Annotated in this window: 18 protein-coding genes; 9 read left to right on the forward strand and 9 right to left on the reverse strand. The window is 70.4% G+C overall.

All coding sequences use genetic code 11. The features are described 5' to 3' along the window. Window positions 1–631: Clp protease N-terminal domain-containing protein (locus ACJ8AN_RS06940; RefSeq protein ID WP_407754452.1), on the reverse strand; the 631-nt coding region annotated here is incomplete at its 3' end. Between the two features lie 207 nt (window positions 632–838). Between ACJ8AN_RS06940 and ACJ8AN_RS06945 the strand changes: the two genes are divergently transcribed. From ACJ8AN_RS06945 to ACJ8AN_RS06970, 6 genes are read left to right on the forward strand one after another with little or no spacing between them, the layout of a single operon-like run. Continuing rightward, entirely contained in the window at window positions 839–1,579 is a 741-nt protein-coding gene (locus ACJ8AN_RS06945; RefSeq protein ID WP_407754453.1) for a YIP1 family protein, read from the forward strand. Further along, a complete protein-coding gene (locus ACJ8AN_RS06950; RefSeq protein WP_407754454.1) occupies window positions 1,576–2,898 on the forward strand; it encodes a TolC family protein in 1,323 nt (440 codons plus the stop codon). The genes ACJ8AN_RS06945 and ACJ8AN_RS06950 overlap by 4 nt, the downstream gene beginning before the upstream one ends. Beyond that, complete coding sequence (locus tag ACJ8AN_RS06955; RefSeq protein WP_407754455.1) at window positions 2,895–4,157, forward strand: efflux RND transporter periplasmic adaptor subunit; 1,263 nt, start codon at window positions 2,895–2,897, stop codon at window positions 4,155–4,157. The genes ACJ8AN_RS06950 and ACJ8AN_RS06955 overlap by 4 nt, the downstream gene beginning before the upstream one ends. Next, window positions 4,154–4,918 carry an ABC transporter ATP-binding protein gene (locus ACJ8AN_RS06960; RefSeq protein WP_407754456.1) on the forward strand — a complete coding sequence of 255 codons (765 nt, stop codon included), beginning with the start codon at window positions 4,154–4,156 and terminating at the stop codon, window positions 4,916–4,918. Before ACJ8AN_RS06955 ends, ACJ8AN_RS06960 begins: the two co-directional genes overlap by 4 nt. Next, entirely contained in the window at window positions 4,915–6,153 is a 1,239-nt protein-coding gene (locus ACJ8AN_RS06965; protein ID WP_407754457.1) for an ABC transporter permease, read from the forward strand. Before ACJ8AN_RS06960 ends, ACJ8AN_RS06965 begins: the two co-directional genes overlap by 4 nt. 41 nt (window positions 6,154–6,194) lie before the next feature. After that, window positions 6,195–7,424, forward strand: a complete 1,230-nt coding sequence (locus tag ACJ8AN_RS06970) for an ABC transporter permease (protein ID WP_407754685.1) — start codon at window positions 6,195–6,197, stop codon at window positions 7,422–7,424. Window positions 7,425–7,448: 24 nt separating this feature from the next. Here ACJ8AN_RS06970 and msrA read toward each other — a convergent pair whose 3' ends face one another. From msrA to ACJ8AN_RS06990, 4 genes are all read right to left on the reverse strand, one after another. Then, window positions 7,449–8,108 (reverse strand): peptide-methionine (S)-S-oxide reductase MsrA, encoded by a 660-nt coding sequence (gene msrA, locus ACJ8AN_RS06975; protein ID WP_407754458.1) that lies wholly within the window; start codon window positions 8,106–8,108, stop codon window positions 7,449–7,451. Window positions 8,109–8,221: 113 nt separating this feature from the next. Beyond that, a complete protein-coding gene (locus ACJ8AN_RS06980) occupies window positions 8,222–9,484 on the reverse strand; it encodes a peptidylprolyl isomerase (protein ID WP_407754459.1) in 1,263 nt (420 codons plus the stop codon). A gap of 147 nt (window positions 9,485–9,631) precedes the next feature. Further along, window positions 9,632–11,569 carry a hypothetical protein gene (locus ACJ8AN_RS06985; protein ID WP_407754460.1) on the reverse strand — a complete coding sequence of 646 codons (1,938 nt, stop codon included), beginning with the start codon at window positions 11,567–11,569 and terminating at the stop codon, window positions 9,632–9,634. Between the two features lie 139 nt (window positions 11,570–11,708). Beyond that, window positions 11,709–13,256, reverse strand: coding sequence for a GspE/PulE family protein (locus tag ACJ8AN_RS06990; protein ID WP_407754461.1), 1,548 nt, complete (start codon window positions 13,254–13,256; stop codon window positions 11,709–11,711). A gap of 247 nt (window positions 13,257–13,503) precedes the next feature. Between ACJ8AN_RS06990 and ACJ8AN_RS06995 the strand changes: the two genes are divergently transcribed. After that, the gene (locus tag ACJ8AN_RS06995) at window positions 13,504–15,456 is read left to right on the forward strand and encodes a lysyl oxidase family protein (protein ID WP_407754462.1); all 1,953 of its coding nucleotides are present in this window, start codon (window positions 13,504–13,506) and stop codon (window positions 15,454–15,456) included. Between the two features lie 60 nt (window positions 15,457–15,516). On the opposite strand, the gene ACJ8AN_RS07000 is transcribed toward ACJ8AN_RS06995, so the two are convergent. Beyond that, entirely contained in the window at window positions 15,517–15,912 is a 396-nt protein-coding gene (locus tag ACJ8AN_RS07000; RefSeq protein ID WP_407754463.1) for a hypothetical protein, read from the reverse strand. Window positions 15,913–16,060: 148 nt separating this feature from the next. Here ACJ8AN_RS07000 and mtgA point away from each other — a divergent pair, with 148 nt between their 5' ends. Then, window positions 16,061–16,960: a monofunctional biosynthetic peptidoglycan transglycosylase gene (gene mtgA / locus ACJ8AN_RS07005; RefSeq protein ID WP_407754464.1), complete on the forward strand. Its 900-nt coding sequence runs from the start codon at window positions 16,061–16,063 to the stop codon at window positions 16,958–16,960. Window positions 16,961–16,978: 18 nt separating this feature from the next. Then, window positions 16,979–17,629 carry a hypothetical protein gene (locus ACJ8AN_RS07010; protein ID WP_407754465.1) on the forward strand — a complete coding sequence of 217 codons (651 nt, stop codon included), beginning with the start codon at window positions 16,979–16,981 and terminating at the stop codon, window positions 17,627–17,629. A 425-nt stretch (window positions 17,630–18,054) separates the two neighbouring features. Here the strand turns inward: ACJ8AN_RS07010 and ACJ8AN_RS07015 are convergent, their stop codons facing one another. From ACJ8AN_RS07015 to ACJ8AN_RS07025, 3 genes are all read right to left on the reverse strand, one after another. Then, window positions 18,055–20,826: an AMP-binding protein gene (locus ACJ8AN_RS07015; RefSeq protein ID WP_407754466.1), complete on the reverse strand. Its 2,772-nt coding sequence runs from the start codon at window positions 20,824–20,826 to the stop codon at window positions 18,055–18,057. 119 nt (window positions 20,827–20,945) lie between these two features. Beyond that, on the reverse strand, window positions 20,946–21,752 hold the full coding sequence (locus tag ACJ8AN_RS07020; RefSeq protein WP_407754467.1) for a class I SAM-dependent methyltransferase: 807 nt from the start codon (window positions 21,750–21,752) through the stop codon (window positions 20,946–20,948). 131 nt (window positions 21,753–21,883) lie between these two features. Continuing rightward, window positions 21,884–23,767, reverse strand: coding sequence for a monovalent cation:proton antiporter-2 (CPA2) family protein (locus ACJ8AN_RS07025; protein WP_407754468.1), 1,884 nt, complete (start codon window positions 23,765–23,767; stop codon window positions 21,884–21,886). Between the last annotated feature and the right edge of the window lie 5 nt (window positions 23,768–23,772).

Below are 23,772 nucleotides of genomic sequence, written 5' to 3' on the forward strand. Positions count from 1 at the left end.
CGGGCGTGGGCGTGGGCTCGGCGGTGCTGGCGGAGTCCTCGTGCACCTCGTCGATGAGGTCTCTGGGGGAGATCGCGGGCCGGGACGGCGTCCGGGGCGCCACGGGGGTGGGGCGCGGCGCGCTCAGCGCGAGGGCGGAAGCGGGCGGGGCCGAGGGCGGGGCCCCCAGGGGCCGGGTGGGCCGGGGCATGCCCACGGCCATCGACGCACTGCGGCCCGGTTGATACCTCCGGGGCATGCTGCCGCTGAGGCAATAGGAGAGGGCGGTGTTGCCCAGGTTGATGAGGTGCAGGCCCGTGCGGGCCAGCAGCTCGCTGGCGGCGCAGCGCACCCGGGTGAAGGCCACCAGCAGGTGCATGCAGTCCGTCTCGCGCGCCCCGCTGCTCTGGGCGATCTCCCTCGAGCGCATGCACAGCTCGCGCACCAGCCCGTCCTGCTCCGAGGGCTGGGCAGTCATCTTCTCGAGGAGGCTGTCCTCGTCGACGCCCTTCTCCTTGAGGAGCAGCTGGGCCCGGTTCTCCACCGTGAAGAGCGCCAGCAGCAGATGCGCCGAGGTGGCTTTCTGTGCCACGCTCTGCGCGATGTCGTTGGCTTCGTGGAGTACCTGAGCGAGATCCGTGCTGTCGACCATTCGTGCTCCGGCAAGCGGGCAGGCGAGCAAATACACCCTTCGGATCTCCCCGGCAAAATTTCCGCTACAGGTCGCTACACCTCCTACTCCCGGCATGGGTCGGGGCAGGGGAATGGGCCGCCTGCCTGCCTGTTCGGCCCAATTGTCACCCGGCTTGCAATAGGGGGTGCTCCTGGGCGTACATACCGTCGCCCGCCACCACACCTTATGAGCTCAATCGTCCAACCGACTCGCGTGCTCCTCGATCCGCTCGACGCGACGAGTGCCGCCATCGAGGCCCGCCGCTGGTTCTGGCCTCTCCTGCTTCTCGCCGTGTGCGTGTCCGCTTCTGGGACCGCCTTTTCCCTCCGCTGGGACGCCGGCCCCGCGGTGCTGCAGGAACTGCAGATGACCGGCAAGCTGGAGCGGATGACGGAGAGTGAGATCTCCGAGGAGATCCAGACCGCTTCGCGCAAGGCGCTGGTGGCGGGGATCGCCAAGGGCGTCTTCGTCATGCCCTTCTTGACGCTGGTGCTGGCGGCGGCGCTGTGGGTGGTCGCGTGGCTGTTCGACAGGAGCGCGCCCTTCGGCCAGCTCATGTCGGCGGCGGCGCTGGCCATGCTGCCCATCGCGCTCTACCACGGGGTCTTCACCCTCTGCGCGCTGGCGCAGCACTCGCTCACCGAGGCGCGCGTGATGGACCTGGTGCCCTCGAGCCTGGCGGTCATCGGCGGGCTGTCCAAGAAGATGGAGATGGTGCTGCGCGCCGTGGACTTCTTCAACCTCTGGAGCGTGGGCCTGCTGGGGCTGGGTTTCTCCTCGGCCACGGGGATGCGCAAGGACCGGGCGCTGCTGCTGTGCCTGGTGCTCTACGTGCTGTTCATCGGCGTGTTCTACATCGGCCTGCCCGCGATGATGGCCGGAGGGCCCGGTGGGCCGGGCGGCCGTGGTCCGGGAGGTGGCCGATGAGCGCGCTCATGCTGGCGATGGTGCTCAGCGCCACGCCCATTACCTTGGAAGATGCCCGTGCGCGCAGCCGGGAGAACACCCAGGCCCTGACGGCCGCGCTGCAGGCCTCCACGGCCGAGGCGGACGTGCGCATCGCCCGCTCGGGGCTGCTGCCCCAGCTGCGGCTCTCGACCGGGGCGAACGTGACGTACATCGGCCCGCAGCGCACCTACAACATCGTGCCCGTGGAGGGCGGTGGCTTCGAGCAGCAGCCCGTCGACGTGCCGAGTGTGACGATCCCCGGCTTCAACCTCGGCCTCTCCGTCACGCAGCTCATCTATGACCGGGCCGTGTGGGCGCGGCTGGCGCAGAGCGGCGCACAGGCGGAGGCGGCGCGGGGGGATGCCCTCGAGCAGCGGGCCTCCTCCGAGCTGGAGGGCATCCAGCGCTTCTTCGCGCTCTTCCGCACCCAGGCCACCATCCAGGTGCTGAATGCCAACGTGCAGCGCAGCGAGCAGCAGCTCGAGCGTGCCCGGGCGCTCTTCCAGGCGGGCCGGGTGGGCAAGGCCGAGGAACTGTCCGCGCAGGTCAACCTGGGCAACGATCGCATCGCCGTGGTGTCGCGCCAGTCGCAGCTCGCCACGGACCAGACGCAGCTGGCCACGTGGCTGGCCCTGCCGGGCGCGGAGGCCGTGGAGGCGGTGGATCCGGGCGTGCTGAACCAGGCGCCCGCGCCGGCGCCGTCCCTGGAGCAGGCGCTGCAGGAGGCGAGGGCCCGCCGGCCGCTGCTGGTGGCGCTGCGCGAGCGGCTGCGCGCCGCGGAGCTGCAGGAGAGCATCGCCCGCGCCGGGTACGTGCCGCGCTTGTCCCTCCAGGGCGGCTACCAGCGCAACGGTCCGGATCCAACCACGGTCTTCGGCGATCCGAGCCAGCAGAACTCGCTCAACGCCGGCATCGCCCTGCAGTGGGATCTCTTCAACGGCTTCAACACCCAGGCGCAGGCGAGCCGGGCGCAGTACCAGAGCCGGATCTCCGAGCTGAACCTGCGCCAGTCGGAGCGCGAGCTGGAGGGCGGGGTGCGCCAGGCGTACGTGGTGCTGCTGTCGCAGATGGCCTCCGCGGAGCTGGCCGCGACCAACCGCAAGGCGGCCGCCGACGCGTTGGTGCTCGCCGGAGAGCGCTTCAACGCGGGGGTCAGCTCGACGCTGGAGGTGCGCGACGCGCAGCTCAAGCTCACGCAGTCCGAGCTGACCCTGCTCGAGAACAGAATCAACGTGGAAATCGCCCGCTTCGCGCTGATGCGGGCCATGGGAGCTCTGGCCCCGAGGGAGTCGAAATGAAGTGGTGGAAGGCGGTCATCGCAGGCGGACTGTTCCTCGGCGGCGCGGCCATCACCGCGGGTGGGCTGAAGGACCGGCCCCCTCCCACGGTCGAGGCGCAGGTGACGAAGGCCCGCAAGGGCAGCATCACCCGCACCATCACCGGCGCCGGCAAGGTGCAGGCGGCCACCACGGTGAAGATCTCCTCCAACCTCTCCGGCGATCTCGTCGAGCTGCTGGTGAAGGAAGGGGGGCGGGTGACGAAGGGCCAGGTGCTCGGCCGCATCGATCGCAAGCGCTACGAGGCGTCGACGAAGCAGGCGCAGGCGGCGCAGAACGCGGCGCGCTCGGACGCGCAGGTGACGCAGGTGGAGGCGGACCGCACCGCCGCCGAGCTCGCCCGCGTGGACGAGCTGGGCAAGAAGGGGCTGGCCTCGGCGGCCGAGGTGGATCAGTCGCGGGCGGCCCGGGACTCCGCCCTGGCGCGCCTGGCCTCGGCCCAGCAGCGCCTGGCCCAGGCCTCCGCCGCCTACGAGGAGGCCCAGAGCAACCTCGCCAAGACGACGCTCCTGTCCCCCATCGACGGCAACGTCATCGAGATGTCGCGCGAGGTGGGTGAGCGCGTGCGTGGCTCGGACTTCTCCGAGGACGTGGTGATGACCATCGCCGCGCTCAACATCATGGAGGTGAAGTTCGAGGTGGGCGAGCACGAGGTGGTGCACCTCAAGCCCGGCCAGCCCGCGGACATCACCGTGGACGCGCTCGAGGGCGAGACGTACCAGGGCCAGGTGGTGGAGATCGCCCAGAAGGCGCTCATCAAGAACCCGGGCACCGAGGCCGAGGTCACCACCTTCCCGGTGACGGTGGCGCTCAGCACGCGGCCGCCGCGCGTACTGCCCGGCATGAGCGCCGAGGTGCGCATCACCGCCGAGAAGCATGACGACACGGTGCTCGTCCCCATCCAGTCGGTGACGGTGCGCCCGGAGAAGAGCCTGCCGGACTACCAGCCGCCGGTGGAGGGTGCCCTGGCGGTGGCCCGCCGCGCGGAGTCGCTGTCCAAGGTCGTCTTCGTGGTGGGCGAGGACAACAAGGTGCAGCTCAAGCGGGTGACCACGGGCATCGCGTCCGATACGGACCTCGAGATTCTCGAAGGCATCAAGCCGGACGAGAAGGTGGTGGAGGGCCCCTACCGCACGCTGTCCAAGGAGCTCAAGCACGGCGACATGGTGCGCGAGCCCAAGCCGGGCGGCCCGGGTGGCCCGGGTGGGAAGAAGTCGTGAGCGAGTCCAACGGCGCCGGGCCCTCCCGGCTCATCGATGTGCGGGACGTCACCCGCGTCTTCCACGTGGGTGGCGAGGAGGTGCGCGCGCTGCGCGGCGTCTCCTTCGGCATCGGCCGTGGCGAGTGGGTGGCCATCATCGGCCAGTCCGGCTCGGGCAAGAGCACGCTGATGAACGTGCTGGGCTGCCTGGATACGCCCAGCAGCGGCCGCTACATGCTCAACAGCAAGGACGTGTCGCGCATGACGGACGACGAGCTCGCCGTGGTGCGCAACGAGGAGATCGGCTTCATCTTCCAGACGTTCCAGCTGCTGCCCCGCGAGACGGCGCTGGCCAACGTGGAGCTGCCGCTGGTCTACCGGGGCATCCGCGCCAAGGAGCGGCGCGAGCGGGCCAGGGCGGCGCTGGCCAAGGTGCACCTGGAAAACCGCATGCACCACAAGCCCAACGAGCTGTCCGGCGGTCAGCGCCAGCGCGTGGCCATCGCCCGGGCGCTGGTGGCCGAGCCCTCCATGCTCCTGGCGGACGAGCCCACGGGCAACCTGGACTCGGCCACGGGCGAGGAGATCGTCCGGCTGTTCGAGGAGCTGCACCGCACGGGCAACACGCTGGTGCTCGTCACGCACGAGCCGAAGCTGGCGGCGCGCTGCCCGCGGGCCATCCGGCTCAGTGACGGAGAAATCGTCGCGGACGGTCCCGGGCGGCAGGTGGCCCTGGGCGACGCGGCCCCGGCCCCGGCGCAGGCCGCGGGGGGCGCATGAGCAAGAGCAAGGCGGTGCGAGTGGACATGCTCGAGGGGGCGCGCATCGCGTTCTTCTCGCTGGGGGCCAACCGCATGCGCACGGTGCTCACCACGGTGGGCATCGGCATCGGCGTGGCCACCCTGCTGGCCATCGTCGGCATCATCCAGGGGCTCAACAGCTCCTTCGAGCGGCAGCTGGCCAGCATCGGTGCCAACACCCTCTACGTCTCCAAGTTCCCCTGGGTCATCAAGGGGGACTGGTGGAAGTACCGCAACCGCAAGGACTTCACCCTGCCGCAGTTGGAGCAGGTCCGCTCGCAGGCGACGTTCCTCTCGGGCCTGGCGCCCGTGGTGAGCCGGCAGGGGGACGTGGCCTTCGGCGGCGAGCAGCTGTCCAACGTGGACATCTCCGGGACGACGCAGGAGTACTTCTCCATCGCCGCCTACGAGGTGGTGGCCGGACGCGCCCTCACCGACGCGGATGACGCCGTCACCCGGCCGGTGGCGGTCATCGGCGCCACCGTGGCCGAGGGCCTCTTCCCGGGGCTCAATCCCGTGGGCCGCACCATCCGTGTCGAGGGCAGGCCCTTCCAGGTGGTGGGGACGCTCGGGCGCAAGGGCAAGCTCCTGGAGATCGATCAGGATCTGACCGTGCTGATCCCCTTCAAGACGTTCTACGCCAACTTCGGCAAGGGCCGGCCCTTCAGCATGGCCATGTCCGTGGAGCCCGCGGATGATGTGCACAAGGCGGAGGATCAGCTGATAGGCATCCTGCGGCGCATCCGGGGCACGCCTCCGGGAGAGCCGGACGACTTCTCCATCAACAAGCCGGAGATGCTGGCCCAGACGTACGAGCAGCTCACCGGCGCCCTCTATGGCGTGGCGGTGGGCGTGGGCCTCATCACCATGCTGGTGGGCGGCATCGGCATCATGAACATCATGCTGGTGTCGGTGCGCGAGCGGACGCGGGAGATCGGCATCCGGCGGGCGCTCGGGGCGCGCAAGCGCACCATCGTGCTGCAGTTCCTCATGGAGGCCTCCGCCGTGTCCGCGGTGGGCGGCATGCTCGGCACCGTGGTGGGGCTGGGGACGGCGAAGGTGGTATCCCTCATCACCCCGCTGGCGGCGGACGTGCAGTGGCTCACCATCGTGGGCGGCGTGGGCTTCGCCGCGCTGGTGGGGCTGCTGTTCGGCATCTGGCCGGCGGCGCGCGCCGCGAACCTGGACCCCGTGGAAGCCCTTCGCTACGAGTGAGCACGACCGTGAGCACCAAGTCCCGACGCTTCCAGTCCAGCCTGTTGGCCGTGGTCGACAACCTGCGGCTGGCCATGGGCACCTTCCTGGGCAACCCGCTGCGCTCGCTGCTCACGCTGCTGGGCATCGTCATCGGCGTGACGACGGTCATCGTCATGATGGCCCTCATCGAGGGCCTGCGCCTCAAGGTGAACAACGATCTGTCGCAGCTCGGCGCCAACACCTTCCAGGTGAGCAAGTGGCCCATGGGCTTCGGCCGGGTGAACTGGCAGCAGTACGCCAAGCGCAAGGACCTGACGCTCGACGACATGCGCGCCATCCAGGAGTCGTGTCCGTCGGTGGGCGTGGTGTCCTCCGCGGACAGCCGGGGCGCCCAGAAGATCTCCACGGCGACGCTCGAGACGCGGCCCTCGGTGCGCGTCACGGGAGCCTCCGCCGAGTACATCGACACCAGCGGCATCACCATCGCCTCGGGGCGCTTCTTCGGCCAGGTGGAGGCGGTGGATGGGCGGCAGGTGGCGGTGCTGGGCCTGGACATCGTGGACACGCTCTTCCCGAACATGGAGCCGCTCGGGCAGGAGGTGCGCATCAAGGGCCGCCCCTTCACCGTGGTGGGCGTGCTGCAGCGGCGCGGCAGCTTCCTGGGCATGGCGAGCATGGACAACGTCGTCATCGTCCCGCTGCGCGCCTACGAGGTGCTCTACGGCACGGTGAACTCGGTGAGCCTGTCGGTGCAGGCCCAGTCGCCCGAGCTGCTCTCCAAGGCGCAGGACGAGGTGACCAACCTCATGCGCCGCCGCCGGGACGTGGCCCCGCTGGAGCCCAATGACTTCGAGGTGCGCACCAACGAGTCCATGACCGAGACCTTCAACCAGCTCTCCCAGGTGATCACGATCGCCAGCTTCGGCGTGTGCCTGCTGTCGCTGGTGGTGGGCGGCATCGGCATCCTCAACATCATGCTGGTGTCGGTGACGGAGCGGACGAAGGAGATCGGCATCCGCAAGGCGCTCGGGGCGCGCAAGGCGCGCATCCTCGGCCAGTTCGCCACCGAGGCGGTGATGATGTCGCTGCTGGGAGGCGCCATGGGCGTGGCGCTCGGCTTCGGGCTGGCCTTCCTCGCGCGGTGGATGCTGGGCTTCAACACCATCGTGCCGCTCTGGTCGGTGTGGCTGTCGCTGGCGATGAGCTCGGGCGTGGGCCTCATCTTCGGCATCTACCCCGCGGCACGCGCCGCGAGGTTGGATCCGGTGGAGGCCATGCGCTCGGAGTAGGGCGCACGGCCTCGGGCCGCCCTGCTACGGCGCGGCGGCCACGCCCACGGGGCAGCTCACGCCGGTGCCCCCCAGGCCGCAGTACCCGTTCGGGTTCTTCGACAGGTACTGCTGGTGGTAGTCCTCGGCGTAATAGAACTCGGGCGCCTGGCGCAGCTCCGTGGTGATGGCGTCGTGGCCCGCCTGCGTGAGCACCTTCTGGTACGCGTCGCGCGAGGCCTCGGCCGCCTTCCGCTGCGCCTCGGTGGTCCAGTAGAGGGCCGAGCGGTACTGGGTGCCCGCGTCGTTGCCCTGGCGCATGCCCTGGGTGGGATCGTGACTCTCCCAGAAGACCTTCAGCAGCTTCTCGAAAGACACCTGCTTCGGGTCGTACACCACGCGCACCACCTCGGTGTGGCCGGTGCGGCCCGAGCACACCTCTTCATAGGTGGGGTTGGGGGTGTGGCCGCCCGCGTAGCCCACCGAGGTGGAGTACACGCCGGGCGTCTGCCAGAACTTGCGCTCGGCGCCCCAGAAGCAGCCCAGGCCGAACACGGCCTCCTCGAGGCCCTCGGGGAAGGGCGGCTCCAGCGGCGCGCCGTTGACGTGGTGCTTCGGGGGGACGGCCATCCGGGTGGAACGGCCCGGCAGGGCCTCCTCCGCGGAGGGCAGCTTCAGCTTGTTGGGATTGAGGATCCGCCACATGCCCCGAAATTAACGCGGAGTCCGGGCGCGTGCCGGGAATGTGCCGCGCGTCCCGTCTCGTGGCTCACAGGAGGGGAGCACCCCAGGGGACGCTCCCCCTCCCGCCGGGGCTCCTAGCGCAGCTGCTTGCCGTTACCGGAGAAGACGCCGGGGACGCCCTCGAACTGGAGCTGCGCCTTGGACATGACGTGCCGCACGGCCACCACCTGGAGGGCGGAGTTGCGGATGCCCTCGGCCAGGGAGGGGTTGGCCAGCGCGCGGCGCGCCTCGTCCACCGACAGGCCGAAGGGCACCACCGCCTCCTCCAACACCTCGTTGAGCTTCTCCGGGGAGAGCTGCAGCCGGTCGCGCTCGATGATGGCCTTCAGGGCGAAGGCGATGCGCAGGCGGCGCTCGGCCTCCAGCCGCGTGTTCGGGTCCTCCAGCCAGCCGTCGAGCGCCTCCTGCAGCTCGTCCGGCGCGAAGTCCTTCTGGGCCAGCAGGCGGGCCTCGGTGGCGCTCCAGGCCTGGCGGATCTCCTCGTCCACCATCTCCACCGTGAGCTCCACCTCGGTGCGCAGCACCAATTCGTCCAGCACGCGCTCCTGCGCCTCCAGCCACATGTCATCGGCGCGCTCGTCGGCGATCTCGTCCGCGATGGACTCCATCACCGACTCGAGCGTGGTGCCGCGGCCGAGCGAGCGCACGAAGGCGTCGCTCTCGGCGTCCACCGGCATCGTCACCTCGCGGGCGGCCACCACGTCCACCAGGAAGGTGGCGCGCACGCCGCGCAGGTGCTCCACCGGGTAGGTGTCCGGCAGTGTCACCTCCACCTCCTGGCCACCGCCCACGGGCGTGCCCACCAGGCCCTCGCACAGGCCGGGGAGCAGATCCGACGGCGCCATCTCCAGCTCCAGGCCGCTCCGGGCGCTGAAGGGGATGAGGCGGCCCTCGGCGTAGCCGAGCGTGTCCAGCACCACGGTGTCGCCCATCTGCACGGGCTCGCCGGGCGCGCGCTCCCGCGTCTTCGAGCGCGAGCGGACCATCTCGTGGAAGCGCATGAGGAGCTCTTCCTGCGTGATGTCCGTGTCCTGGGGGACGGAGACCTGGATGTTGTCCAGCGAGGGCGCCTTCACCGTGGGCAGCTTCAGCTCGTTGGGCCTGGTCGCCCCGCCAGAGGCGCGCGCCGCCGAGGCCCGCAGCTCACCCGCCAGCGCCGCCGTCACCCCGCCGTTCCCCGTGCCAGTCCCCGTGGGCGCCGTGCCCTTCTGCTGCGCCGGCCGCTGGCTCGCACCGCCCCCGTTGCCCTCCAGCTTGCGGAGGATGTGATCGCCCTCGATGGAACCGGTGCTGCCGCGGCCGGATCCCGATCCATTGCCATCGTTGCGAGAAGACACCCTGACTCCTTGTGGCTCGTTGTCGAGCCCGGCTGCTGGTGCAAAACGGAGAGCGGGCGGCACCTGGGGGGCACCGCCCGCTCGGTATGCGGGATTAGAGCAGAATTCTGGATTGGATGGCACGGGGGGCTCTCACCCCCGGGGCGCCTAGAAGAGGCCGCCGATGAAGCTGGACACCATGGAGACGCCGGCGCCCACCTGGCTGACGATGGGGATGTTGGTGGCGGCGGCGATGGAGCCCAGGGCGGTGACGCCGCTGGTGATCTTCGCGCCGACGCTGGCCTTCGGGTCGCGCAGGGTATTGACGAACGAGGCCGTGTCGATGGCGGCCATGGCGATGTTGACGCCCGGGGCGAAGCGGCCCGCGGCCTTGCCCAGCGCCTTGGCTCCGGCCTTGGCGACGGCCGAGCCGGCCACCTTGCCCGCCACCTTGGTGAGCACCTTGCCACCGGCCCTGGCGGCGACCTTGCCGGCCACCTCGGCGACGCGGGCGGACACCTTGGGGGCCACGCGCTGGGCCACCTTGCCGAGCACGCGCAGGGCCTGGCGCGCCTTGGGAGCGGCCTCGGCGATGTCCTTCACCGAGGTGAGCACGCCCTTGGTGGAGGAGAGCGCCTTGTTCACGTCCTCGGCGGTGCGCGTCTTGATGGCCTGGCGGATGTCGCGGATGGCACCGGGGGCCTTGGTGGCGGCGCCGTAGACGCCCTGGCCCAGCTTGAGCAACTGGCCACCGGCCGCGCCAATGGCGCGCGAGTTCTGCTTCACCCGCTGCAGCGCCTTGCCCACGGGGGACTGGGTCGCGCGCGAGACGAGCTTGCCGAGGAAGCTCTTGCCACCCCCGGCGGCGAGGTTGCCGAGGCCGAGCTTCTTGGCGACGTTGCCCGCCGCGCTGGCGGCCTTCTGGTACTGCGCGCCGAGCCGGGAGGCGGTCTTCGGGAAGGTCTTCTTGAAGTCGTTCTTGATGGAGCGCAGGGCCTCGCGGGCCTCGCGCGATCCGGTCACCACGTCCTTGGCGGACTTCACCGCGTCCCACGAGGACTTGAGCGCCGTGCCCGCGTCCGAGAGGCTGCGGTTGCGGATGGCGGTGCGGATGTCGCTCGCGGCGGTGCGCGTCTTGCCGGCGAGCTGCTTCACCTTGCCCCCGAACTCCACCAACGTATGCGCGCTACCCAGGGTGCGCTGGGCAAATCCGGCGGTGCGCTGGAAGGCCTTGGCGGTGGGGTTGTGGGTGATGCGGCTGGTGAGACGCTTGACGGTGCTCGCGGCGCGGTCGACGCCCAGGCGCCGGGCGACGTTGCCCGCGGCGGTGGAGGCGCGCTTGTACTGGTTGGCCAGGCGCCCGGCCGTCGTCGGGAAGGTCTTCGCGAAGTCGTTCTTGATGGCGCGCAGGCTCTCGCGGGCCTGGGTGGCGTGGGCGACGACCTCCTTGCCGGACTTCACGGTGTCCGCGACGGAGTGGTACGCCTTGGAGATGTCCCCGAAGCTGCGGCTCTTGACGGCCTGACGCACGTCCCGGACGGAGGTGTGGGCCTTGTCGGACAGCCCCTTCACGCCATCGGTGAGCTTCTGGAAGTTCTCGGCGTGGCCGAGCGCGCGATGGGCGAAGCCGCCAGTGCGCTTGAGGGCCTTGGCGACGGGGTTGGCGTTGACGCGCGCGGAGACCTCATGGCCCACGCTCTTCGCCCGCTGCAGGCCGTGCTGGGCCGCGTGCTGGAGCTGGCTGGAGCCCTGACGCACGGAGCGGGTGATGCGGCTCGCGGTCTGGGTGGCCTTGCGCGCCGCGGAGGCGGCCTTGTGGAGCAGACCCCCGAACAGGCCATGAGACTGGGGCTGGCGGGCGGGAGCGGCGCTGGCACCACTGCGGGCGCGAGCGGCCTGGCGCGCCGCGGCGGCCGAGGTGCGGCCCGGCGTCCTGCGGGCGGTGGCGGAGGCGGCGGTGAAGGAGCTGCGGCCCGTGGTGGCCGGGCGGGCGGTGTTCCTCGCGGCGGCCGGGGTGGCGGGGCGGGCCGCGGGGTGCACGTGGGACAGGATGTTGCGGCGAAGACTGGTGAGGCGGTTGCCGCCAATCCGGTCGAAGAAACTCATGGGAGGTATTTCCTCGGGGGAAAAATGCCTGCCGGATTATCGGCGGGAGCCTCCGCGAAGGTGCGTCCTTCGTGTACGGAGCCGCCCCCCAGGGCGAAACCCTTGATTTTCCAGGGGGCTGGAAGAGTGGGGGCCGCGCTCAGCCGGTGCGCTCCGGGGTCTGCTGACGGTCCTCGCGAGTGTTGATGAGCTGCCGGTAGGGCACCACGCGCAGCAGCTCCGTGAGGGTTGTCTGCCCGGAGGCGATCTTGTCCAGCGCGTCCTCGACGAGCGTGCGGAAGCCGTGCGCGCGGGCGTGGCGGCGCAGCTGGACGCCGTGGGCGCCGCTGGCGATGAGGTCCTGCATCTCCGAGTCCACCACCAGCAGCTCGTAGATGCCCACGCGTCCGCGGTAGCCGGTGTGGCGGCACTCCTCGCAGCCCTGGCCCGCCTGGAACTGGAACCCATCCAGCAGCGGCCCGAGCAACTCGCGCTGCTCCGGCGTGGGCTCGGCGGGCGCCGTGCACTTCGCGCAGATGCGGCGCACGAGCCGCTGGGCCAGCACCGCGAGCAGCGAGTCCGCGATGTCCGAGCCCTCCAGCTCGAGCCCACGCAGGCGACCCACGGCGCCCACGGCATCGGCGGTGTGCAGCGTGCCGAGCACGACGTGTCCGGTGGCCGCCGCGTTGAGGGCCATGCTGCCCGTCTCCAGGTCGCGAATCTCTCCCACGAGCATCACGTTCGGGTCCTGGCGCAGCAGGGCGCGCAGCAGCACCTCGTGCGACATCTGCGGGGACACCTGCTTCTGGTTCACCTTGGGGACGAAGTACTCGATGGGGTCCTCGGCGGTGATGATCTTCTTGCGCCCATCGTTGAGCTGCGCGAGCGCCCCGTAGAGCGTCGTCGTCTTGCCGCTGCCCGTGGGGCCGGTGACGAGGATGAGGCCCTCGGGGTTGGACAACAGCTGGAGCAACAGCCGCTCCATGGTGGGGTTCATCCCCAGCTTGCTCACGGGCACGAGCCCCACGCTCGAGTCCAGCACGCGGATGACCACGTCCTCGCCGCCGGGGCTCGGCGTCACGCTCACCCGGTAGTCGATGACCTTCTGCTCGTCGCCCCGGACGATGACGGCGCGGATGCGGCCATCCTGGGGCCGGCGGTGCTCGGTGATGTCCATGCCCGCGAGCACCTTGATGCGGCTGACCACCTCCGGCACGGACTCGGGACTCAGCTCCGTGTGGGCCTGGTGGAGGATGCCGTCGATGCGGTAGCGCAGGTCCACGTCCTCGGCGTAGCTCTCGATGTGGATGTCCGAGGCCTTGCGCTCGACGGCACTGGCGAGGATGTCGTCCACCAGCTCGACGGGAGTGGGTGGACGGTTCGCGGCGGGGCGGCGGCGGATGACGAGGTCCGCCTTCGTCTGGGCGCCGACGCCGAAGCCGGCCTCCAGCGCCTTTTCGATTTCGTAGCGGTTGAGCCGCACCGCCTCGATGGGGCGCTGCAGGTAGTCGGCGAGCTCCGAGCGGAGGGTCGGATCCTCGGGGTTGAGCATGCCGATGGTGACGGGCGCATGCGGCGCCTTCGCATCGACCTTGCCGAGCACCACCACCATGTTGCGGCGGCAGAACGGCTCGGGCAGCCGCCGGATGGAGGGACGATCGAGGGTGTATTGCGCGAGCTCGGAGAAGGAATCGGATCCCTGGGCCATGGGCGGTGGGCATAGCACGCCCGGCCTGTTTCAGGCCTCCAGGCGCACGATGTTCGGGACGTCTCCCTCGAGCAGTGGCAACCGGGAGAGCTGCTCCACGATGGGGGCGGCGCCGCGCAACATGCCGGACAACTCGTCCTCCAGTGCGGCTCCCGCCGGCCGGGGGTCTATATGTGGCTTCCCGATCATCATTTAATGGCGACGGCGGGCCCTGGCCGGAGGGGCCCGACACCGTGGGGGTTTCATCATGAGGATGCGCCGAGTGTTCATCGCCACCGCGTTCGTGGCGGTGCTGGGGGGATGCCACGAGCCACCGAAGCAGCAGCCGGATCCTCCCGAGGATCAGGGGCCCTTCCTGTCCGACACGCCGCTCTGGACGCTGGAGGCACCCGCGCCGCTCCGGTCCTCGTGCTTCGGCAACTCGATTGCGCTCGGGGACGTGAACGGAGATGGCTCGAAGGACCTGGTGGTCGCGGCGCCTCCGTGCACGGGAATGGTGGGCAAGGGCTCGCTGGCCATCTACGCCGGCCATGGCTCGTCCTTCTCCTCCACGCCCGTCATCGCCGAGGTGGACTGGCAGAACTCCAACCCGTCCGCGAGCGGGCGCAACAGCGTGGTGTCCATCGGCAATGTGAACGGAGATGGCTTCGCCGACATCCTCGTGCGCTCGCAGACCGCGGGGACGCTCGTCTACGCGGGCGCGGCGGATCTCGGGGCGGTGCTCCAGACGCCCCTGTTCCGCGTGCCCTACCTGGGCGCCCATTACTTCGGCTTCCTCAGCGACCTGGATGGAGACGGGCTCGAGGACCTCATCGTCACCCAGACCGCCACGCGTAAAACAACCGTGTATCGCGCCACCCCGGGCGCGCAGACGCCGTTCACCGAGGCGCGGATCTTCCCGGACAAGGCGACGCGCGTCCTCCGGGCGGGCGACGTCAACGGCGATGGCGCGGGGGACCTGCTGTACGAGACCTCGGCGGGCTCGCAGTTGTACTTCGGTTGCAAGACGCCGCGGCCCGGTGTCTGCGAGGGCGGGTTGTCCGTCTCTCCCGCATGGTCGGCTCCCGAGGCGGTGCTGAGCTTCTTCCCGGACCAGAACGGGGATGGGTTCCCGGAGGCCGTGCTCGGCACCACGGGCCGCGTGGACGTGCATCTGCTCCAGCCGGAGGGCGGCGTCTCGCCCACGCCCATCTGGAGCGCCCTCGGGGACGCGGCGTACCCAGGCCTCTCGGCCACGCCCTATTTCGTGGGCGACCTGGACAAGGACAACCAGGAGAAGGAGTTCCTGCTGAGCGCAGCGGGCCGCCTTTACGCGTTCTTCCCACAGCAGGCGCTCTCCGCCGAGCTGCATCCGGGCTGGGCCTGGATGAAGAGCGACGCGATCGGGCCGGGGTTCCAGGACTACGTGCGCTACACGCCCGTGGCCGCCGGGGATCTCAACGCGGATGGCTACGCCGATTTCCTCGCGGGCCTCGCGCCGCCGTTCGACCAGCTGACTCCGGCGACACCGTCACGGCCGGGACGGGTGGTGGCCTACGGTGGAGGCAAGGTGCCGCCCCAGTCGCCCGCGCCCTTCATGCGCGGGGCCGAGTCGTGCGGCCTGGCGAGCGGCGGGGGCAAGCCGGATGTGACGGTGGACGCGGACGTCCTCTCGCGCACGGTGTACGTGGAGCAGCGCAACTTCCCCGAGACGGCCTGCGAGGTGATGGAGCAGTGCGTGGGCGCTCCCGGAGACCGCACGCTGCTGCGCTTCAGCGTCTCCATTCCGAACCTGGGCTCGGGCGCCGTGAACATCCCGGGCCCCGACCAGCGGCCGGACCTCTACCAGTTCGACACGTGCCACCAGCATGATCACCTCGTCGGGTTCGCGAGCTACGAGCTGCTCGACGCGCGGAACGCGGTGGTGGCGGTGGGCCGCAAGCAGGGCTTCTTCCTGGTGGACCTCGTGCCCTACTGCGGAGACGCGCCCGAGCCCTTCATCAACACCGATGGTTCCATGGGCATCTCGCCGGGCTGGGCGGACGTGTACACGGCGGACTTCCCGTGCCAGTGGCTGGACATCACCGGCCTTCCGGATGGCACGTACACGCTGCGCGTGGGCGTGGACAAGAGCAACATCGTCGACGAAGAGGACGTGCAGCCCAACTCCGTCGACGTGAAGGTGAAGATCTCCGGCGGCTCCGCGGAGGTCCTCCCGTAGCGAGGGCCCGTGCTCCGGGGGCTGCTCGTCCCCCGGAGCATCCGGACTCCACTCAGCTCGTTACGGCGTGGGCGCGGGCTGGCAGCCGCAGCCGCACTCGTCGAAGAAGGCCTCCTGGCCCGGCTCGCACACGAAGCGGATGGCCGCGCACCGGTCGGGATCCCTCGAGACGTAGGTGCGGTTCTTGTCGTTGCAGTCGGGTTTCGGCGTCTTCTGGCAGATGCCGCCGCAGTCCGCGCCCCCGTTATTCGGATCGCACGTGTCCGAGGGGTCATCCACACAGGTGTAGCCCGCGGGGCATTGGATGGCGGCGAAGCCTCCGCAGAACTGACCCTCGCTGCTCTTCCCCTCGAGGCCGGCCGATTGGTCCTGGGCCTCGGCCGTGTTGCTGCACCCCGTTCCGAAGAGTGCGGCCCCCGCGATGAGCGCGCCGCACGCAATCCATTTCCTGAACATGTCCCCTCCTTGCGGGAAGAAATCGGGCGTGGAAGGCCATTCGGGTAGGGGAGTGACGGGCCGGCGAGCGCTCGAACGGCCGGCCGGTGGGGCGCGGGCGGAGACGAAGTTTCCTCCCGGGTTGCTTCGATGTAGATGGGACGCCCACATGAGCAGTCGGACGATCAAGCTGAAGCAGGGCGCCTCGGGGAAGAGCTCGGGGAAGGTGAAGCTGGGGAACACGGGCAAGGCGAGCCAGGTGGCCAAGAAGGCTCCCGCGCGTGGCGGGTGGCTGGGGCGGCTGCTGATGCTGGCGTTCCTGGGGCTCGTGGTGTTCGCGTCCTACGAGTACGCGAGCCTCCCGTCCGCAGAGCCGCTGCTGAAGCAGAATCCGAAGACGACGGCGCTCATCGAGCAGCGCGCCGAGGAGGCGCGGGAGGCCGGCCAGAAGCCCCGGCGCAGGCAGTCGTGGGTGGGGCTGTCGGCCGTGTCCAAGCACGCCATCGACGCGGTGCTGCTGTCGGAGGACGCGAGCTTCTACCTGCACGAGGGCGTGGACACGAAGGAGCTGGAGAACGCGCTCGAGGACGCGATGCGCAAGGGGAAGCTGGGGCGGGGCGCGTCCACCATCACCCAGCAGCTCGCGAAGAACCTCTGGCTGTCCACGGACCGGAGCCTCTTGCGCAAGGGCAAGGAGCTCATCCTGGCGCACCGGCTGGAGGAGGTGCTGCCGAAGAACCGCATCCTCACCCTCTACCTGAACGTCGTGGAGTGGGGGAACGGCGTGTATGGGATTGAAGCGGGGGCGCGCGAGCACTTCGGCATCTCCGCCTCGGAGCTGTCGGCGGCGCAGGGCGCCCTCCTGGCGTCGATGCTGCCAGCGCCGCGCAAGCGCTCACCGGCCTCGGGCTCGAAGGCGCTGAAGAAGCGGGCGCATTGGATCATCGACCAGATGGAAGCGGTGCGGCGGCTCAGCCCGGCGCAGGCCCAGGCGGCGCATGCGGAGATCGATCAGCTCCTCAGCGGAAAGAAGACGGAAGAGTCCGAGGACGACGAAGACGGACTCTGAGCCGGGTACACTTGGCTCATGCGCGCTCGCCGCCTCGTGACCCTGGGTCTCGTGATCGCCAACCTGGTGCTGCTGGGATTCGCCCTGGCTCCGGCGGCGCAGGGACGGGTGCCCCCCGAGCGCGTGGTCGCCATCGTCCCGCTGGGCCCGGTGCGGCAGGCGTTCCTGGAGCGCGTCACCCAGGAGATCCAGGGGCGTATGAACGTGCGCATCCGCGTCGAGCCCGCCCGGGAGCTCCCGAAGGACGCCTGGTACGCGCCGCGCCGCCGCTGGAGGGCGGAGAAGCTGCTGGACTGGCTCGACGAGAACCCGCCCCAGGGCGCCTGGAAGGTCATCGCGGTGACGGAGGCGGAGATCTCCACCACGAAGGGGGACATCTTCGACTGGGGCATCGCGGGCCTGGGGAACCTCGGCGGGCAGAGCTGCGTGGTGTCCGCGTACATCTACAAGAAGCACAGCAAGACGGAGGAGGCCCTGCTGCGGCGGCTGGGAGACCTCGCGGTGCACGAGTTCGGGCACACGCTGGGCTTCCCCCACTGCGAGGAGAAGGGCTGCGTGATGTCGGACGCGAAGGGCAAGGCCATCTCGTCCGCGGACGCGAGCTCGGGGCACTACTGCGCGAAGTGCCTCGGGTTGCTGTCTGCCGAGGACCGGGCCCTGATGAAGTAGCGGCCCGGGTGCTTGATCCCTTTCAGGGAAGTCGGCGAAGGAGTGCCCCTGGGCCCGTGCACTGAACCGTGGCCCCGCCCCTCGCCCGAGGGGCAGGGCGAGTGCGTCTAAAGTCCAAGGAATTCCAGCGCTTGGTCGAGGCGGAGGGTATCCCGCCCCACGGGGTGCCCTCGTTTCACTTCTACGTGCGTAGAACCGGAATGGACCCCCCTCGTTTCACTTCTACGCGCGTAGAAGTGAAACGGACCTGCTGGAAACGGCGCCGGTCCCGGAACACGGATGGCGCGTCCTGAATCAAGACTCTCCAGTCAGTCCACCCGGGTGAGGATCAAGGGCGTTACAGATCGAAGTCCCCGGGCGACGGCGTCTTGTCCTTCATCGCCCGCTCGCGCGCCTGGCGTACCTCGTTGCTTTCCTGAAGGGATTTAGACGCCGGCCCTCGCGAGGTCTCGCAGGCGCACCAGCTCCGGCCAATCGTTACCCGCCGGAGCGATGGGCTCGCCGACGAAGAGCGTGATGCGGCCGGGACGCTGCAGGTGCCATCCGGGGCGCAGCAGGCGCCGCGAGCCCTCGAGGTGGAGGGGCACCACGGGCCTCCCGGTGTCCACCGCGGCCTTGAAGGCGCCCAGCCGGAAGGGGAGCAGGGCCGGCCCGCACGAGCGCGTGCCCTCTGGGAAGATGAGCAGCGAGGTGCCTCGCCGGAGGGCCTCGGTGACGTGCGCGGCTCCCGCGACACCCCGGCTCGTGTCGAAGCGGTCCACCGTGAGGTGCCCGGCCCGGCGCACCGCCGTGCCCACCAGCGGCCACGAGAGCACCTCCTGCTTCGCCACGGCTCGGAAGTCCACCGGCAGCGCCGCGAGGATCGCCACCGAGTCCACGTAGCTGACGTGGTTGCATACCAGCACCCACGGCCCGCTTCCGCGCAGGTGCTCGAGTCCCTCGACGCGCACCGGGCTCCCGGCGGCCCACAGCGACAGGCGCGACAGCCGGCGCACCCAGCGGTCCGTGGCGGGCCCCGATGGGACGAACAGCAGCCCCAGGCCCAGGGCCAGCACCGTGAGCACGAGCAGCACGGAGAAGTACACGGTGTAGAGCGCACAGCCCACCGCGATGGCGAGCCGGCCTCCCCGCGCCCGGAGATGCGCACCCGCCAGCCGTGCGTACTGGACGAGCACCGCGCGCCGGCCTCGGGAGAGCACTCCGCGCACGTAGGCCTCCCGGGTCGCGCTCCGGCGGATCTTCCCGCTGGAGGTTTTGCGCACCGCACCTGGAGGCACCAGCTCCACCACGTCCGGCGGCAGGCCGAGCACCGCGGTCACCCGATCGACGATCGCCGCGCGCAGCCGCTCACGTGCCCCGGGCTCGCGCTCGCGCGTCTCCGCGACCACGACGAGCCGCTCGGTTCCCAGCTCCTCGCTGGGCAGTCCGAAGGCGGCCACGCAACCCTTGCGGATGCCGGGGAGGTCTCCCACCACCTCCTCGAGCTCGGTGGGGTACAGGTTGCGGCCCGCCTTGATGATGAGGTCCTTGCTCCGCCCCGTGACGTACAGCTCCCCCTCGGCCACGTAGCCGAGGTCCCCCGAGTCCATCCACCCCTCGTGCATCACGGCCCGCGTGGCCTCGGGCGCGTGGAAGTACCCCGTGGTCATCGAGGGCCCCCGGAACTCGATGCGTCCCTCCTCTCGCTCCCCGAGGGCCTGCCCCGCGTCGCCGACGGTGCGCACCTGGTAGCCCGGCAGGGGGCGGCCGCAGGACACGAAGCGCAGCGCGGACTCGCCCTCGCGAGCGGGCCGGGCCTCGCGCTGATGCGTGAAGTGCTCGCGGCCGATGGACTCGAGGCGGGGCGGCCGTCCCACCGGAGGGAAGGTGAGGGCCACGCCGACCTCGGCCAGGCCGTACGCGGGGAACAGCGTGCCCGGGCGGAAGCCGTGCGGAGCGAAGCGCCGGGTGAAGCGCTCGACGGTGTCGGGGCTCACCGCCTCGGAGCCGTTGAGCGCCACGCGCCACGAGCCCAGGTCGAGCCCCTCCAGCTCCGCGTCCTCCACCTTCCGGACGCACAAGTCGTAGGCGAAGTTCGGCGCGGCGGAGAGGGTGCCCCGGTGGTGGTGCACGGCGCGCAGCCAGCGCGAGGGCCGCGAGAGGAAGGCCAGGGGCGAGAGCAGCGCGAGCGGGATGCCGTAGTAGAGCGGCATCAACCAGGAGCCGATGAGGCCCATGTCGTGGTAGAGCGGCAGCCAGCTCACCGCGGCATCCTCGGAGTGGACGTGGAGCGCCTGACCGATGGCGCGGATGTTGGCGAGCAGGTGCGCGTGGGAGAGCAACACGCCCTTGGGCGCGCCGGTGCTGCCCGACGTGTACTGGATGAGCCCCGCATCCGAGTCCTCCAGGCGCACGGGTGGGGCCACCGCGTCCTTCCAGTCCAGCTCGGCGGGAGTGAGGGTGCGCCGCAGGGAGGGCACCCGGGCCTTCAGGAGCGTGCCCACCCGCCTCGCCTCGTCGAAGGTGACGAGCACGCGCGCCCCGGCGTTGCGCAGGATGCCCACCTGCCGCTCGACGTACTCCTCCAGGTGGTCCATCCGGACGGGCGGGTAGAGGGGCACGGGGATGCCTCCGGCGAGCAACACGCCGAGGAAGCTCGGGAAGAAGGCGGGCTCGGTGCGCAGCAGGAGGCCCACGGTGTCCCCGTGCTGGAGGCCCTCGTGGAAGAGGGCGGAGGCCACGGCCGAGGCCGAGGCCCACAGCTCGCCGTAGTGCAGGGGGCGCTCCGAGCCGTCCTCCTGGCGCAGGAAGAGGTGGGGGCGCTCCGGGTGGTGCTCCGCGTGCCAGCGCAACACGTCCGTCAGCAGTCGGGCCGAGTCCGGCGCGGCCACGCCGGGAGCCAGCGGCGCTCGAGGCGTGGAGGCCCGCTCGTCGGAGAGGACGGGTCCCGCCGTGGCGACGGCCCCGGCCAGCTCGCGCGGGGTGGACGCACGGGCCACGGCGGCATCGGGCAGCACCACCCCGAAGCGCTGCCCCAGCCGGAGCAACAGCTCCACCCGCTCCAGGCTGCCGAGCCCGAGGTCATGGTCCAGCGAGTCATCGAGGCCGATCGCCTCCCCGGCGCGCGGCCCGCCCAGCTCGGCCACGAGCGCGCCGACGACGTCGAGCACGGTGCGCTCGAGCGCCTCGGGACGGCCAGCGGTGCCTTGCTGGAGCATGGGAGCGCCTCCAGTGTTTCAAATTGGGGCGTGCTCCCGGACGGCACACCGGGTGGGGGCCGGAGCGCCTGTCGGAGGGTTCGGGGGAGGGGCGCCAGAGCGGGCGCCTCCCTTGCTGTTCACCGCCGGGGCGAGTCCGCGCGCTGCATCACGTAGATCATCCGCCAGGCCGCCGAGTGCTCGAGTGGCACGTCCGGGGAGAAGTCTCCGTAGACACGAACGGTGCTGAATCCACCGACGCGCTGGATGGCCTCGTCGATGGCCTGCCGCTTCCACGCCCGGAGCCGCACCTGCTCCACGAACGACACCGGACGGCCAGCGATGTTCGCGTTCAGTTCCACGGTGTGGGTCCGGATGCGGTGCTCGCGATCGAGCGGATCTTCCAGCCTGCCCCAGCGGATATCGACGGTCGTCTGCCCTCGTTGGGCGCTCCACTGGCGCGGGGGCTCGCCTTCCGGATGATTCGCGTCATCCGCCGGGTGGGCCACCTCCATGACGTAGATGCCGCCTGGCGTGAGGGCGCGGGCGACGCACTCCAGGTGGCGGACCAGGAGTGCGTCCGTCATCAGGTGCCCGACGGAGTTGATCATCAGCAGCATCAGATCGAAGCGGCGGGCCAGCTCGAACGCCGTCATGTCCCCCATCACCACCTCGATCCGGACACCGTCCGCGGCGGCCCGCGCGCGCGCGTAGTCGGCCATCGCGGCGGACATGTCCAGCGCCCACCCCTCCGCGCCCCGCCGCACGAACTCACGCGCGTGTTGCGCGGGCCCGGCTCCGAGCTCCAGCACCCTCGCTGGCCCTGGACGGCCCGTCATGCTCCTGTACCACCCGGTCAGGACATCGACCTCGCCACCGATGTCCCGGAAGGAAAACGCGATGTCGTACAGCTCCGCCCGCTCGTAGAATCCCAAGTTGTCATCCACGCCGCGCTCTTTAGTCCCACTGCCTCCAATCGCCAGCAATATGTGGGGCCGCTACGGGGCGGCCACAAGGGAATGGGCGGCGAAGGAAACTTGCTGGTGCACGTATTGCGTGGATAACAGGGGCGCGCGTCTCAACCCGGAGGTGGGGGACGTGGCGGAGCGGAGGGCCCATCCGCTCCGTCAGCTCCGCCGGCTCCGTCCGCGCCCCGGGGAGCTTCTTCCTGTAGCTGTGCCTGGGTCTGGGGCTGGTTGTCCTGCTCGAAGAGCCCGCGCAGCTCCTCGCGCGCCTGCTGCGCCGTCTGCAGGAGCTGCTCTTCATCCAGGTGCACCGCGTACTGCCTGGCGAGCAGCTCCTCGTCGTAGACGCGGAACCGCTCCACGACGCTCCGGGCCCGCTCCTCGTCGAAGCCGAGCTCCTGGAGGACGCGCGCGGCCATGTCGAGGCTCGACAGCAGCGTCTCGCGGTTGAGCACCTTCACCCCCGCGTCCATCAACCGGTAGGCGTGGGCTCGGTTGCGCGCCCGGGCGTAGATGGGCAGCTCCGGGAAGTTGTGGCGCACCAGCTCCGCCGTCCGCACCGAGGCCTCCACGTCGTCGATCGCCAGCACGAGGAGCTTCGCCCGGGCCGCTCCCGCCGCGCGCAGCAGATCCAACCGCGAGGCGTCGCCGTAATAGATTTTGTTGCCGTAGCGGCGCAGGAAGTCGACCTGCTCGGGGCTCACCTCCAGCGCGGTGAAACCGATGTCCAGCATGTTCAGCACGCGCCCGATGATCTGCCCGTACCGGCCGAAGCCCGCGATGATCACCGGCTGCTGGTGCGCGTCCTCCATCCGGTCGTACTCCACGGGGACGGAGCGCTGGAGCAGCCGGTTGACCACGCCGTCGTGCACCGCGAGCAGGATGGGCGAGACGGCCATGGACAGGGACACCACCACCACGAGCAGCTCGGAGAGGCTTCGCTCCAGCACCCCGGCCGTGGCGGCGACGCCGAACAGCACGAAGGCGAACTCGCCGCCCTGGGCGAGCGCCAGGGCCATGACCCGCCGCCCCTGCAGCATCAGCCCCATGGGCCGCCCGAGCCAGAAGAGCACTCCAGCCTTGAGCACCATCAGGCCCAGCACGCACCCGGCGACGAGCAGCGGCCGCTCGGTGATGAGCCGCAGGTTCATCGACATGCCCACCGCGATGAAGAAGAGCCCCAGCAGCAGGCCCTTGAAGGGCTCGATGTCCGCCTCCAGCTCGTGGCGGTACTCGGAGTCCGCGAGCAGCACGCCCGCCAGGAACGTGCCGAGCGCCATGGAGATGCCCGCGTAGTTCATCAGCACCGCCACGCCCACCACCACCAGCAGCGTGGTGGCGGTGAAGAGCTCCTGCATCTGCGTGGAGGCGATGAGCCGGAAGACGGGGCGCACCAGGAAGCGCCCGCTCAGCACCACCGCGACGAGCACCGCCGCCACCTTGAGCAGGGGCAGCAGGAAGCCGTGGCTCTCTCCGGTGTCCGCGGACCGGCCGGACAGCAGGGGGATGAGCGCCAGCAGGGGGATGACGGCGAGGTCCTGGAACAGGAGGATGGCGAAGCTCTCCCGGCCGTGGCGGGCGGCGAGTTGCTGGCGCTCGCCGAGCAGTTGCAGGGCGATGGCCGTCGAGGACAGCGACAGCCCGAGCCCGACGATGATGGCGGCCTTGAGGGACAGGCCGAGCACCACGCCCGCGGCCGCGAGCAGGGCGCCGCTCAGCAGCACCTGCGCCAGGCCCAGCCCGAAGACGGAGCGCCGCAGCGCCCACAGCCGGGCCGGTTGCAGCTCGAGGCCGACGATGAAGAGGAACAGCACGACGCCAAACTCGGCGAAGTGGAGGATGTCCTCGGGATCGTGGATGAGCCCCAGCACCGAGGGGCCAATGAGGGTGCCCGCAGCCAGATAGCCCAGAATGGAGCCGAGTCCCAACCGCTTGAAGAAGGGGACCGCGATCACCGTCGCGATGAGGAAGACGGCGACATCGTTGAGGACGTTCATCCGTG

It is taken from the genome of Archangium sp., assembly GCF_045802675.1.
Taxonomy (GTDB): domain Bacteria; phylum Myxococcota; class Myxococcia; order Myxococcales; family Myxococcaceae; genus Archangium.